We start from the raw sequence: 13,443 nt of genomic DNA, 5'->3' as shown, positions 1-13,443 counted from the left end.
GGCGGGCATGGATTACTTCCTTCTGCACGGCGGCGCGCGTGGCGGCATGCAGGTCGACGCCCAGTCGGCAGGCGTGCACCGCTGGCTGGCCGCGGCGATTCGGGAGCTGGGCGTGCTGGTGGCAGAGACGACGGGCCACGACGCGTTCATCGAGCAGATTGGCGCCGTGAACCCCGAGGTGGTGTTTGTGCGCTTTGCCTCGTCCCCCACGCTGATCGACGTACCCGACCAGGACCAGAAGCTGGGCGAGGGCACCGACGCAATCAACGAGGCCACGCAGCTTGTTGCGCAACTCACGCGTTTGTTTCCGGGCTTGCCGCTGGTGGCGGTGGGCTCGGCTGCCGATGGCCGCGCGATGCTCGCCGCCTTGCGCGCCGGCGTAAAGGATTTCGTCGATGTGGATGGCGCGCCGGCCGAAGCCGTGCGCGTGGTGCGTCGTTTGCTGGCCGAGCGCGCTTCAGCCGAGCCGACCCGCCGCGGGCGCGTGCTGGCCGTGTTGGGCGCCCGTCCTGGCGTGGGTGCCACCACATTGGCCACCAACCTCGCCACCGTGGTGCGCCGCACCTCCGCCAGCGATGTGATGCTGCTCGACCTCGGCCAGCCGCTGCGTGATGGCGCGCTGTACCTGAACGTGCAGGCCAACTTCCATTTTGTTGAAGCCGTGCGCAACCTGCGCCGCTTTGACCAGGTGTTCGTGCAGACCGCGCTGTCGCGGCATCCGAACGGGCTGGCCGTTCTGCCGCTGCCCATTTCGCTTGCGGAGATGCGTGACATCTCGTTCTCCGAGGCGCTCGGGCTGCTCAACCGCTTGCGCACGTTCTTCGACCTTCAGGTGGTTGACCTGGGCGGTTTCGGCAACATCGACTTCATCGCACAGATCATCAAGGCCGCTGATGACGTGATGCTCGTGACCGAGCAGAGTGTGGGCGCCATCGTCTCGGCCGCAGAGCTGATGCAGGAACTCAAGAAGCGCGAAATTGACCGCGACCACCTGCACCTGACCATTTCAAAGTTCGATACACGCTTGTCGTTGGACGCGGCACAGATCGCGGAGCGGTTGGAGATCCCCTCGGTGCTGACCGTGCCGAACCGCCGCGAAGCGCTGGTGATTGCGTCCAACCAGGGCGCGATGCTGGCCGAAACGCACCCCACCGACGCCTACGTGCGCGCGCTTGCCCAGATCGCCCAGACGCTGGGTTATGCGCAGCAGAGCGAGCGCGCCTCAGGTGTCTCGAGTTGGGTGTCAGGCGTGGGTGCGCGACTGGGTGGGCGCTTTGGCGGACGTTCCAAGCGCAAGTCGGCAGACGCCACTGAACTGGATATCGGGACCACCGAACGGAACGCGACATGACACAACCCATCGAGTTCTCCAACCAGGCGGACGCCGGCAACGGCGTGTTTGCCGTTTCGCAGGCCTTCCAGGACATCAAGGAAGCCGCGCACGAACATCTGCTCACGCGCATCGAAGAGCTTGGCGCCGAGTTCGGCCGCTGGTCGCGCACGGCCATCCAACGGTTTGTCGATCTGGAGGTGGAAGGCTTTACGCGCATGCGCCGCATCCCCGTCAACGAAACGGAGATCCGGCAGATTGCCGAGGCGCTGACGAAGGAGCTGGCCGGCTTCGGCCCGATCGAAGACCTGCTCGCGGATCCGGCGGTGGAAGACATTCTCGTCAACGGTCATCTCGACGTTTATGTGTCGCGGCACGGCATTCTGGAGCGCATTCCGGTGCGTTTTGCCGACAACAACCACCTGCTGCGCATCGTGCGCCGCATCCTCGCGCCGATCGGGCGCCGGCTGGATGAATCGAACCCGATGGTCGATGCGCGCCTACCCGACGGCGGCCGCATCAACGTGGTCATTCCGCCGCTGGCCCTTGAAGGGCCGGTCGTGTCGATCCGCAAGTTCCGGAAAGATCCGCTCAAGCCTGAAGATCTGCTCGGCCTGGGCACGATGAGCGAAGAGATCGGCGCGCTGATCGAATCCGCTGTGCGCGCGCGCTGCAACATCCTGGTCAGCGGCGGCACGAGTTCGGGCAAGACGTCGCTGCTCAACGCGATGGCGTATCACATTCCGACGACCGAGCGCGTCATCACCATTGAAGACACGGCGGAACTGTCGCTCAACCACCCGCACGTGGTGCGCCTGGAAAGCCGGCCAGGCGGCTTTGAGGGCACGGGCGTCGTCACGATCCGCGAGCTGCTGCGCAACAGCCTGCGCATGCGGCCCGATCGCATCATCGTGGGCGAAGTGCGCGGCGGCGAGGTGCTGGAAATGCTCCAGGCCATGAGTACCGGCCACGACGGCTCGATGGGCACCATCCACGCCAGCAGCCCGCGCGAGTGCCTCTATCGGCTCGAGATGCTGGCGGGCTTTGCCGGTTTCCAGGGCAGCGAGGTGAGCCTGCGCCGGCAGATCACCAACGCCATTGATTTCATCGTGCAGATTGGGCGGCTGTCCAACGGCAAACGCCGCATCCTGTCGATTACGGAAGTCACTGGGCTGGGGGACAACATCATCTCGACGCAGGAGCTGTATCGCTACGAACCCTACATCGGCCCGGACGGCGAAGAAGTCGACCGCTGGACGGCGCTGGGCCTGCAGCCGCATTCGCCCAAGCTCGCCCGCCTGCGCAACAGCGAAGGCGGTGGCATGGACGGCGGCATGACCGGATTCGGCGGCGGAGGCCGTTTCCATGTCTAGCATGACGCTCTGGTTCGGTTGCCTGGCGCTGCTGCTGATGGGCGCGTCGCTCATGCTGTGGGCGGAGGCCGTGCGCCGTCGCGAGCGCGAGGCATCGCGCAGTTTCGTGCGTGCACAGACCGACCAGATCAACGCGCGCTACCAGCCGAATGTGGAGGCCGCACCGGCCAGCGTGCCCGATTCACTGCACCGCGTGTGGAACGACGCGCTGCGCCGCGCCGATATCGAACCGACGCGTCGCTTTTACATCGTGCTGATCGTGCCGGCCGTCGCGATTGCGCTGGTCGTATGGGCGTTGTCGAGCGTGGTGTCGGCTGTGACGGCGCTCGGGTTGTACGTGTTGATCGTCGCGTTCCTGTTCTGGAACCGCACGCGCAAGATGAACGAGCGCCTGCTGCAACAACTGCCGGGCTTCCTGGATGGCGTGGTGCGGCTGATGAGCATCGGCAGCGCCGTGCCGGCCGCGTTTCAGGCCGCAAGCGCCAATACCGAGCAACCGTTGCGCAACTGCCTGATCGCCATCACGCAGATGCAGCGTGCGGGCAAGGATCTGGACGCTGCCGTACTGACGGTCGGCCAGCAGTACCGCGTCAATGAGCTGATCCTGCTGTCGTCGGTGTTGCGCCTCTCGTTGCGCTACGGTGGCCGGGCAGACATTGTGATGGAGCGCACGGCGGCGTTCATGCGCGATCGGCAGCAGGCGCAGCGGGAGCTGTTTGCGCTGTCGGCCGAGACGCGCCTGTCGGCCTGGATCATCGGGCTGCTGCCCGTCGTGGTGGGGGGCGTGATCATCATGTTCAACGCCGCTTACATCATGTCGATGTGGCGCGACCCGTTCGGCGAAACGCTGATCCTGACGGCATTCGGCATGGAAGTCATCGGTGCGGTCATGCTCGCCAGATTGGCGAAATCGGTCTAAGGAGGGCGCATGGACGAGACGCTCATCACGCTCAGCCTGACCGCCGCCGCCGCGGGGGTGCTGGTGTTCGGCGGCCTGGCGCTGCGGGCAACGCTCACGCGTTATCGCAGTGCGCGCAAACTCGACACGGCGTTGTCCGACATTCGGGCAACGGCCGCCAACCCCGCCGCAACCACTGCCGCACCGGCCGTGCCGCCGGCCGTCAAGGCGCGTCCGCATGGCACGCGCGAAGCCCAGCAGCTCCAGCAGCAGATCGCCAAGGTGGGCCAGCGCTGGATCGACACCAGCCTGGGGCAACGCATCGTCACGGAAGAGGATCGCAAGCTGCTCGAGGAGTGCGGCTACTACGGAGAGCACGCGCGCACCGTTTTTGGCGGCACGCGTATTGTCCTGCCGCCGGTGCTGGCGGTGGTCGGCGCGTTGAACGCCACGTCGATCCTGTTTGTGTTCGTGTGGGGTTTTGTCGGCTTTGCGCTCGGATACCTGGGGCCTAAATGGCTGCTGGGCCGCCGCAAGGAGAGCCGTCGCCGCCGTGTGGATGACGAATTGCCCGTCATGGTCGACATGCTGCGTCTGCTGCAAGGGGTTGGCCTGTCGATCGATCAAAGCCTGCAGGTCATCGCCAACGAGTTCCACAGCATGCTGCCCGTGCTGGCCGGCGAATTCGGACGCGCCAATCAGCAGTTTGCGTCGGGCCGGCCGCGCGAGCAGACGTTGTTGCGTATCGCTCGACTGTTCGACAACGAAGATCTGAAGGGGCTGATTACGCTGCTGACCCAGGTCGACCGTTTTGGCGGCGCGGTGCAGGAACCGCTGCGCCAGTTTGGGGGGCGTCTGCAGGAAAACCGTCGTGCTCGCCTGAAGGAGCGCGTGGGCAAACTGACCGTCAAGATGACGATGATCATGGTCATGACGCTGCTGCCGGCGCTGCTGATCATCACAGCTGGGCCGGGCTTCATGAACGTCATGCGCAGCCTGCAACATACCGGGGGAAATTGAGATGGCACCGTTCCCGAACATCAAACATGCGTGGCTGGGCGCGCTGTCGATCCTGCCGCTGCTTTTGTCGGGCTGCGGCTCGATGGCCACATCCGACATGAGCCTGCGCACCGATGCCGATATCGAAATGGCACGTCAGCGCCAGAGCCAGGAGAAGGCCGAGATCACCAGTCCGGCGACGTATCTTTCGCTGATCCGACGGATGCAGGAGCAAGGCCTGTATTACGCGTCGCTCGCGCATATCGATGCCTACCAGCAGCGCTATGGCCGGGCGCCCGAAATCATGCTGCTGCGCGCCGACGCGCTGCGCGAAACCGACCAGCTCGCGGCGGCCGATGCCGAATACCGCGCGGTGGTGGGCGCCACCTCGGCCATGGGCGCAGGCACGCAAGGCGGATTGCTCAATGCTTCGGCCTGGCGCGGCCTGGGCATCGTCGCTGGGCGCCAGGGCAACTTTGCCGAAGCGGCGCGCCGGCTGCAGCTTGCCGCGCAAGCCAATCCGACCGATGCGAGCACGGCCAGCGATCTCGGCTATGCGCTGATGCGTGCCGGCGAGGTCGAGCAAGCCCGTGTGCCCTTGATGCAGGCGCAGCAGATGGCCGCCGGCAGCCCGAAGATTGCCGGCAACCTCGTGATCTGGCTGGCCGTGAACGATCGCAAGGACGATGCCGCGTCGCTCGCGTCGCATGCACAACTGACCGCCTCCGCGCGCAAGGCCATTGACGAAGACGTGGCGCGCGTTCGCGGCGCCTGGCGCGATCGTCGCATCGCGCGCGACGCCGCTTCGGTGGCCCCGCGTGCCGTCGCGGTCGGTTCGTCCGCCGCCGGCGTTGCCGTAACGGCTGTGCCCAATGCCGCCACCAATGCCACCTCCCAATCCCGTCCGCTGGCGTTGCAGCGCGGCCGCTTGCTCGACACCTTGGAGACCGCACAATGATCCACCGCATTCTGATGGCTGCCGGTGCGGCGGCATGGCTGATGACCAACCCGGCAGGAGCGCAGGGCTTCTCGGGCGGCAATCCGCAAAACGCAGCGCAGGCCGCGCCCAACGTGGGTAGCGACATGGGCGACGCCACGCGCGCCTTGCTCAAGGCGCAACGCGATGGCACGTATGCGGGGGAGTTCGTCCCGCTCCGCGGCGAGCAGGCCGCGCTGGCGTACCAGCGCTACCTGGATTCGTTCAGTCGGCCGATGCCCGGCCTTTCGCAGACGGCCTCGAGCGCGAAGTCGACAAGCTCGAGCCAGGCCACAACCGCACGTTGAACCTTCACAGAACGCTGCTGTGACTCGAGCCACCTCCCGCCTTCGTCGAGCCGCCAAGCTGCGCCGCCGCCTGCACGGCGCGGTGAGCGTGATGACGGCCACCTTTATTGCCACAGTCGGTCTGGCGGTGCTGGTGTCCATCGACATTGGCAATCTGTTCTACACGCAGCGGGCGTTGCAGCGCTCTGCCGACCTCGCCGCCATGGCAGCGGTGCAGCGACTGGATTTGCCGACCGCAGCCCAGCAGTCCGTCGTGCAGAACGGGCTCACGGTGGATGGCACCAACATCACGCTGGCCGTCGTGCCGGGCGTGTGGGATGCAAGCGCGGGCACTGCGCCGACGTACTTCACCGCGCAAGCTGCGGTGGACGGCAATACGAACGCCGCACAGGTGACGATCACGCGAAACGTGCCGTATTTCTTCATGGTCGGTCAGCGGAGGTTGCAGGCGACGGCGATTGCCAAGAACACGTCCATCGTGGCGTTCTCGCTCGGGTCCGGCTTGGCATCCGTCAATAACGGACTGCTGAACCAGCTGCTCGGATATTTGCTTCACACGAATCTGAATCTCGACGCCGCGTCTTATCAGGGGCTGGCTACCACCAACATCCGGCTCGCCGATCTGGCGGTCGCGTTGGGAGCGGGTTCGATGCAGCAATTGCTGTCCTTGTCACCGAGCCTGGGAAGCCTTTTCAATGCCGTCATCTCGGTCGCATCGCAGTCCGGGCTTGCCGGCGTATCTGTGGGCGGGGCGGGCGCCAGCAATGCGCTGTCGTTCGGCAACGACTTGAATGTGCCAATCAATATCGGCGATGGCGGCGCCTCGTCGCCGGGCTTGCTCCAGGTGCTGGCGCTGGCAGGCAATGAACAGGCGGCACTCAATGCCACCGTCAACGTGCTCGATCTTCTGACAACGGCTGCACAGATTGCCAACAGCCAGTCGGCGGTGAATGTGGCGCCCGTTACGCTGAACCTTGTTGGGTTGGGGGCGGTCACGCTGTCGCTGAAAATCATCGAGCCGCCGGCCATCGCGGTGGGGCCTCCGGGACAGTTCTTGTCAGGGCCGAACGCTGGGCAGTGGCGGACGCAAGCGCGGACAGCCCAGGTTCGGTTGGGTTTAGGCATCAATGCCAACGTGCTGGGGCTTGCTGGCATTACGTTGCCGATCGGCTTGCAAGTTGCCGGCGCGCAAGGACACGCGAAATCGAACAACTGTGTGGTTCCTCGTCAGAACTCGACAGCCACCATCTCGGTACAGCCGCAGCCTGTTTCGCTATGTATTGCTGCGGGTGCAGATACAGCAGTCAGTGGCTCGTTGAATTGCTCTTCCGCTACGCCAGCGCATCTCGTCGATTTGCTGGGGATTGGCGCGGTCAGCATCAAGGCCAATGTGTCGCCAGCCGCCAATTCTGGTTGGACCGATGAAACGATCGCGGCCACTCAGATCGGCTTGAATCCGCAGACCGATACGAGCGGCAATTCACCGCCGCGCGTTGCGACACAGGCGGTATTCGGCTCGATCCTGAACAGCAATCTCAATCAACTGCAATTGACAGTCCTCGGAATTCCGCTGGGGCCGATCGGTGCGGCGATTCTGGCGCCGGTGTTGGCTCTGATTGGCTCGACCCTCGACGCCGTCCTCACCCCTCTACTCGAAGTCCTCGGCATCCAACTCGGCTACGCCGACATCAAACTCCTCTCCCTCGACTGCGACGCCGTCGAGCTGGTTTACTGACATGGAAGCGACGACATGAAAACCGATCGCTGGGCGTACGAAACGCTTGAGATTTTTGTCTGGGAAGGCCGTCACGACATTGCCGATCGTGTGGCGCGGTTCATGGCGCCGTTCGGGGCGGAGGTGATCCGCGCGGGTGGGATCGATTTTCAGCCGGCCGAGCCTCGGCTGAAGCCGGCGGTGGCGGTGATCAGCGCGTCGGTGGTCGAAAGCGGCGGCTTTACGGTGCTCGACTGGCAGGCTGCCCAAGGCATGCCGGTGATCTGGGTGGCGGCGGATACGCAGCATGATTCCAGCCGCTTTCCGCCCGAATACACGTATGTGCTGGGGCCGGATTTTGGCGCGACCGAACTCCGCGCACAGATCAGCAAGGTCTTGCCGTCGATGTCGTCTGCGCAGGCTCAGGCGCAGGACCAGAGCGACCTCGTAGCCGCATCGCCGGCCATGCACGGGCTGCTGGAGCAGGTCGAGACCTTTGCCGATTGCGACAGCAACGTCATGCTCTACGGCGAGACCGGCGCCGGCAAGGAGCGGATCGCGCGCCTGCTGCACGACAAGAACAGCGTCTACGGCAAAGGCCCGTTCGTGGCGGTCAACTGTGGTGCGATTCCCGATGGGCTGTTCGAATCGCAGTTCTTCGGCCATGCCAAGGGCGCGTTCACGGGCGCCATGTACGCGCACCGCGGCTACTTCGAACAGGCCAATGGCGGGACGCTGTTCCTCGATGAGCTGGGCGACCTGCCGCTGTATCAGCAGGTGAAGCTCTTGCGTGTGCTCGAAGACAGCGAATGCACGCGGCTGGGGTCAACGGTGCCCGTCAAGCTGGATTTCCGCCTGGTGGCTGCCACCAACAAGAACCTGCGCGAGATGGTCGCCACGGGCAAATTCCGCGCCGATCTGTACTTCCGCCTGGCCGTGATCGAGCTGCGCATCCCCAGCCTTGAGCAGCGCGGCGCGGACGACAAGATCGCGCTGCTGCTCTCGTTCCTGCGGCATTTGCTGGGCGACAAGACCTTCGACGCCATGCCGCCGGTGCCCGAATGGGTGCGGGCATCGGTCGCCCGGGCCTACTTTGCCGGCAATGTGCGCGAGCTGCGCAACCTGGCCGAGCGCATCGGCATCACCCTGCGTCAGTTCGGCCGCTGGGACGAAGCGCGCATCCTGCCGCTGTTCGCCGGCCTGCAGCGCGACGCCTTCGAGCGCGAGGGCGGTAATGGCAGCCATGGCGGCTATGGCGAGCGCAGCAGCGGTGGAAATGGGGGCACAGGTGGCGAAGAAGAGCGCCGCCGTATCCTGGCCGCGCTGGACGCCAACAACTGGCGCCGCCAGGACACTGCCGCCACGCTCGGCATCAGCCGCAAGGTGCTGTGGGAAAAGATGCGCAAATACCAGATCGCCGACGGCGAAACCGAGCTGCGCGAGCTGGAGTGACGCCATACAACACCCTACCGCGCGGCGGGCGCCCGGCGTGCCACTCGGGCGGCGGATCGCGTATAGTTTTCGGCTGCAACACCTGCGCAGAATCCACAGGGTCGAGATGAGAACAAAAAAACAGTCAGGGAAAGCGTCGCATCGCGCGTTTCAGAGGGGATTGGCCATCGCGGCCGCAGTCGCAGTCGTGGCCGGTACGGCCGCCTGCACATCAGCCGTGGCGCAAAGCCCCGCCGCGCCGCCCACCGCCATTGCACCGATTGCCGCCGCCGCGCCTGTGCCGGCATTGACCGCCACGGTTGGTCAGCCGGCTGCCACGGCGCCCGCCGCCAGTACGGCTGCCACGCCCGCCGGCGCAGCCCGCACCGACGGTCCGGCACCTGCCAGCGCCGTATTCGAGCTGCAACAGCGCATGCAGGCGCATGAACTGTCCGAGCTGCGCACCACCTATAACGGGGCCTACGGCGCCAGCCTGCTGTTTGCCCAGAGCGACCTGACGTACTACGTCACACTGTTCCAGCAGAAAGACCTTTGGCGAGTCATCAAGACCACCAATGAAGCCGCTGCCGAACGTCTGTACAGCGACTTCGCCCGGCAAACCCGCACGATGGCCGATCTGGAGCTGCAGCGGATTCGTCTGGAAGCCCAGAAAGAGCGTTCCGAGCGCCAGATTGCCGCCCAGCAGGAAAAGCTGCGTGGCCTGAAGACCGACCTGGATATCCAGCGTCAGCAGCAGGCCCAGGCCCAGGAACGACAGAAGGTCGCCCGCACGGAAGCCGAGGCGCTGGATATCGAACGCCGTGCCGCCCGCGCCCGCGTCGACGAATTGCAGCGTCAGATTCGCGAACTCGAAGCCCAGGTCAACGCGCCGTTCAATTCACAGCCGCGCCGCCGCTGATCCAGCGCTTCACATCGTCCCCAGATCGGGTGGCCCACGGGTCGCCCGATTCACTTTTAGGGGGCCGCATTCAAACATGGCGACTTTGTTTGATGCAGGGCAGGGCGGCGCGTACATTGGCGGACAACCCATTTTCGCAGTCGACCGCGCATGCGTTCCGCCTCCGAGTTACCCGCCAATGCCTCGCCCGCTGCGGCGGAGCCCATCCCCCAGCCTAAGGGCTTGCCGTGGCTGGGCAACCTGCTGCAACTCCCCAAAGACCGCCTGGCCCAGACGCTTCTGGAAACCAGCCGCCAGTTCCCCCAAGGTCTCTACCAGCTCGACTTTGCCGGGCGGCGCGTGCCGTTTGTCTATTCCGCCGATCTGGTGGCCGAACTCTGCGACGAAACGCGTTTTCGCAAACTGATCGGCCCGCCGCTCTCGTTCCTGCGGGCGGGGGCGGGCGATGGCCTCTTCACGGCGCATCAGGACGAGCCCAACTGGGGCAAGGCGCATCGCATTCTGCTGCCGGCCTTCAGCCAGCGTGCGATGAAGGGTTACTTCGATGTGATGCTCGACGTGGCCAATGCGCTGGCCGACAAATGGGCGCGCCAGGGGCCAGACGCCGATATCCCCGTGGCCGACGACATGACGCGGCTCACGCTCGACACCATCTCGCTGGCGGGTTTCGGATATCGCTTCGATTCGTTCAATACGCCGGAGCTGCATCCGTTCCTGGCGGCCATGGTGGGGGTGCTGTCCGAAGCGATGGGCAAGCTCACGCGCCTGCCGCTCAAAGACCGCTTCATGCACGAGCACCATCGGCGGTTCGAGCAGGACGTGGCCGCCATGCATCAATTGGTGGACGAGGTGATCCGCGCACGCCGTCAGGCAAAAGATGGCGGCATCGGCGCGAGCGACTTGCTTGGGCTGATGCTCAACGCGCGCGATCCCGTGTCGGACGAGCCGCTGGATGACACCAACATCCGCTTCCAGGTCATCACCTTCCTGATTGCCGGGCATGAAACCACGAGCGGCTTGCTGACTTTTGCGCTGTACATGCTGCTGCGCCATCCGGCCGTGCTGGCGCAGGCATATGCCGAGGTTGACCGCGTGCTGCCGGGCGATACCGTGCCGCAGTATGCGCACCTCGCGCAGCTGGATGTGATCGAGCGCGTGTTGAAGGAAACGCTGCGCCTGTGGCCGACCGCCCCGAGCTTTGGCGTGGCGCCGTATGAAGACACGCGCATTGGCGGCCGCTACGCCATCCGCAAGGACCAGCGCGTGGTAACCGTGCTGCTGGCGCTGCATCGCGATCCGGCGGTGTGGGATCGCCCCGAAGTCTTCGATATCGACCGCTTCCTGCCAGAGAACGAAGCCAAGCTCCACCCGCACGCCTACAAGCCCTTCGGCAACGGCGAGCGCGCCTGCATCGGCCGCCAGTTTGCGCTGACCGAAGCCAAGCTGGCGCTTGCGGTGATCCTGCAGCGCTTTGCGCTGTCCGACCCGTACGACTACGGCTTCCAGATCAAGGAAACGCTGACGCTCAAACCGGACGGTTTCCGTTTGCGCGCGCGGCTGCGCAACGCGCGGGAGCGGCTGTCGATCGCCACGCCTGCGTGCACCGAGGCCGTCACGCAAGACGCCGCCGAATCTGCACTTGCCGGCGGCGGTGAGCCGATGCACGTGCTGTATGGCGGCAGCCTGGGCACCTGCCAGGACATCGCCGAGCAACTCGCAGCCACCGCATCGCGTGCCGGGTTCGACGCCAAGGTGGCGCCGCTCGACGCCATTGCCGACGCGCTGCCGCAGCAGGGCACGCTCATTGTGGTAGCCGCCACCTACAACGGCCGCGCACCGGACAGCGCCCGCACCTTGGAGGCGCGGCTCGATGCCGCCGATGCGCTCACCAGGCAGGCAGCCGGATTGCGCTATGCCGTCCTGGGTTGCGGCAACTCGCAATGGCCCGCGTTCCAGGCGTTCCCGAAGCGGGTGGAAGCGATGCTTGCTGCAGCCGGCGCGCAAGCCATCGTGCCGCGTGGCGAGGCGGACGGAAATGCCGGTTTCGATGCTGCCGTCGACGCCTGGACGCGCAGCCTGTGGAGCGCCCTGGGCGCCCGCCAAACCCACGCCGACGGCCCGTCCGTCCACGTCGACTACGTTGCGCCTGATGCGCTCCGCGCCGCCACGCTGCCGCCGGCCGCACGCACGATGACGGTGCTCGCCAATGAAGAACTCGTCAGCGACGCCACCGGCCTGTGGGATTTCACGCGGGAGGCGCCGCGCGGCCCCACGCGTCATCTCACGGTGCGGTTGCCCGACGACGCGACCTACGCCACCGGCGACCACCTCGCCGTCTACCCGCGCAATGCCGATGACCGTGTCGACGCCGCCATCGCGCGGCTTGCGTTGGAGGGCGATGCGCTCGTCACCCTGACTGCGCGCCATGTGCACGTGCGGCACCTGCCGCTGAACCAGCCGGTGTCCGTGCGCCAGCTGCTGCGCGATTTCGTCGAGCTGCAGGACACCGCTACCGTGCGCGATATCACCGCGCTGCACGCGGCCACGCGCTGTCCGTTCACGCGCGGTCAGCTTGCCGTCTGGCTGGAAGGCGATGACGCGGCCGAGCGCTTCGACCGTGACATTCAAGTCGCGCATGTCAGCGTGCTCGACTTGTTGATCCGCTTCCCCGCGATCGAGCTGACGCTGGAGGCGTTTCTCGCGCGGCTTGGGCCGATGCGCCCGCGCTTCTATTCCATCGCGTCGTCGGCGCGAGTGTCGCCGGGTGTGGCCGCACTGACGGTGGGCACGGTGTCGGGGCCGGCATGGTCTGGCGTCGGCACGTATCGCGGGACGGCATCGACCTACCTGATGACGCTGCATGCAGGCGCCGAGATCGCTGCCGCCGTGCGCACGCCCAATCCGTCGTTCGCACCCGACGCAGACGCCAGCAAGCCGATGGTGCTGATCGGTGCCGGCACGGGCATCGCGCCGTTCCGGGGCTTCCTGGAGGAGCGCGCCGCGCAGCAGGCGGCGGGCGAGGCGGTGGCAACGTCGCTGCTGTGCTTCGGCTGCCGTCACCCCGAGCACGACTTTCTCTACCGAGACACTGTGCGTGCGTGGGAAGAGGCAGGCGTGGTGCGCGTCTTTCCCGCGTATTCCTGCGTGGCCGAGCATCCGCATCGCTTCGTGCAGCATGCCCTGTGGGATGCGCGCGAAGCTGTGTGGGCGGCGTTCGATGTGGGCGCCACGTTGTATGTCTGTGGCGACGGCCGTGCGATGGCGCCAGCGGTGCGCGACACGCTCATCGGCATGCATCAGGCGCGCTACGGCAGCGATCTGTCGACCGCGTCGGACTGGTTGGCGGCGCAGATGCAATCCGGCCGCTACCGGCAGGACGTCTTCAACTGACGCTCCGATAAGGTGGTTGTTGGTGTTGTGGCGCTGCCGCATCGGCTGCCCGCTTGAGCCGGGGCCGGGATGCCACATGTTACGATTTGCCCCTTGGAGTACCGC

General features: G+C 65.8%; 10 protein-coding genes. All 10 read left to right on the top strand.

Translation table 11 applies throughout. From position 1 onward, the window contains the following. The first annotated feature begins 7 nt into the window (after nt 1-7). The 10 genes from N511_RS0109320 to N511_RS0109275 all read left to right on the top strand — a co-directional run bounded on the left by N511_RS0109320 (nt 8) and on the right by N511_RS0109275 (nt 13,338). Nucleotides 8-1,351: an AAA family ATPase gene (locus N511_RS0109320; protein ID WP_027679051.1), complete on the top strand. Its 1,344-nt coding sequence runs from the start codon at nt 8-10 to the stop codon at nt 1,349-1,351. Next, nucleotides 1,348-2,703, top strand: coding sequence for a CpaF family protein (locus N511_RS0109315; protein ID WP_027679050.1), 1,356 nt, complete (start codon nt 1,348-1,350; stop codon nt 2,701-2,703). Before N511_RS0109320 ends, N511_RS0109315 begins: the two co-directional genes overlap by 4 nt. Further along, nucleotides 2,696-3,622, top strand: a complete 927-nt coding sequence (locus tag N511_RS0109310; RefSeq protein ID WP_027679049.1) for a type II secretion system F family protein — start codon at nt 2,696-2,698, stop codon at nt 3,620-3,622. Before N511_RS0109315 ends, N511_RS0109310 begins: the two co-directional genes overlap by 8 nt. Nucleotides 3,623-3,631: 9 nt before the next feature. Then, nucleotides 3,632-4,621, top strand: coding sequence for a type II secretion system F family protein (locus N511_RS0109305; RefSeq protein ID WP_027679048.1), 990 nt, complete (start codon nt 3,632-3,634; stop codon nt 4,619-4,621). A gap of 1 nt (nt 4,622) precedes the next feature. Continuing rightward, nucleotides 4,623-5,558 (top strand): lipoprotein, encoded by a 936-nt coding sequence (locus tag N511_RS0109300; RefSeq protein ID WP_027679047.1) that lies wholly within the window; start codon nt 4,623-4,625, stop codon nt 5,556-5,558. Continuing rightward, entirely contained in the window at nt 5,555-5,884 is a 330-nt protein-coding gene (locus tag N511_RS0109295) for a DUF3613 domain-containing protein (RefSeq protein WP_027679046.1), read from the top strand. Before N511_RS0109300 ends, N511_RS0109295 begins: the two co-directional genes overlap by 4 nt. A gap of 19 nt (nt 5,885-5,903) precedes the next feature. Next, the gene (locus N511_RS0109290) at nt 5,904-7,619 is read left to right on the top strand and encodes a TadG family pilus assembly protein (RefSeq protein ID WP_269321388.1); all 1,716 of its coding nucleotides are present in this window, start codon (nt 5,904-5,906) and stop codon (nt 7,617-7,619) included. Nucleotides 7,620-7,634: 15 nt separating this feature from the next. Continuing rightward, the gene (locus tag N511_RS0109285) at nt 7,635-9,050 is read left to right on the top strand and encodes a sigma-54-dependent Fis family transcriptional regulator (RefSeq protein ID WP_027679044.1); all 1,416 of its coding nucleotides are present in this window, start codon (nt 7,635-7,637) and stop codon (nt 9,048-9,050) included. A gap of 106 nt (nt 9,051-9,156) precedes the next feature. Next, nucleotides 9,157-9,948 (top strand): DUF2968 domain-containing protein, encoded by a 792-nt coding sequence (locus tag N511_RS0109280; protein WP_027679043.1) that lies wholly within the window; start codon nt 9,157-9,159, stop codon nt 9,946-9,948. A 150-nt stretch (nt 9,949-10,098) separates the two neighbouring features. Further along, nucleotides 10,099-13,338, top strand: a complete 3,240-nt coding sequence (locus N511_RS0109275; RefSeq protein ID WP_027679042.1) for a bifunctional cytochrome P450/NADPH--P450 reductase — start codon at nt 10,099-10,101, stop codon at nt 13,336-13,338. Nucleotides 13,339-13,443: the final 105 nt, after the last annotated feature.

Origin of the sequence: Ralstonia sp. UNC404CL21Col, from assembly GCF_000620465.1 — a bacterium.
Classification (GTDB): Bacteria; Pseudomonadota; Gammaproteobacteria; order Burkholderiales; family Burkholderiaceae; genus Ralstonia; species Ralstonia flatus.
Note: the sequence above shows the minus strand (reverse complement) of the source record. Positions and strands in the feature narration are given on the sequence as shown.

Excerpts from the sequence above, each read along its gene's own strand:
- N511_RS0109320 (WP_027679051.1), top strand. The coding sequence starts at position 8 with ATGGATTACTTCCTTCTGCACGGCGGCGCGCGTGGCGGCATGCAGGTC.
- N511_RS0109315 (WP_027679050.1), top strand. The coding sequence starts at position 1,348 with ATGACACAACCCATCGAGTTCTCCAACCAGGCGGACGCCGGCAACGGC.
- N511_RS0109310 (WP_027679049.1), top strand. The coding sequence starts at position 2,696 with ATGTCTAGCATGACGCTCTGGTTCGGTTGCCTGGCGCTGCTGCTGATG.
- N511_RS0109305 (WP_027679048.1), top strand. The coding sequence starts at position 3,632 with ATGGACGAGACGCTCATCACGCTCAGCCTGACCGCCGCCGCCGCGGGG.
- N511_RS0109300 (WP_027679047.1), top strand. The coding sequence starts at position 4,623 with ATGGCACCGTTCCCGAACATCAAACATGCGTGGCTGGGCGCGCTGTCG.
- N511_RS0109295 (WP_027679046.1), top strand. The coding sequence starts at position 5,555 with ATGATCCACCGCATTCTGATGGCTGCCGGTGCGGCGGCATGGCTGATG.
- N511_RS0109285 (WP_027679044.1), top strand. The coding sequence starts at position 7,635 with ATGAAAACCGATCGCTGGGCGTACGAAACGCTTGAGATTTTTGTCTGG.
- N511_RS0109280 (WP_027679043.1), top strand. The coding sequence starts at position 9,157 with ATGAGAACAAAAAAACAGTCAGGGAAAGCGTCGCATCGCGCGTTTCAG.
- N511_RS0109275 (WP_027679042.1), top strand. The coding sequence starts at position 10,099 with ATGCGTTCCGCCTCCGAGTTACCCGCCAATGCCTCGCCCGCTGCGGCG.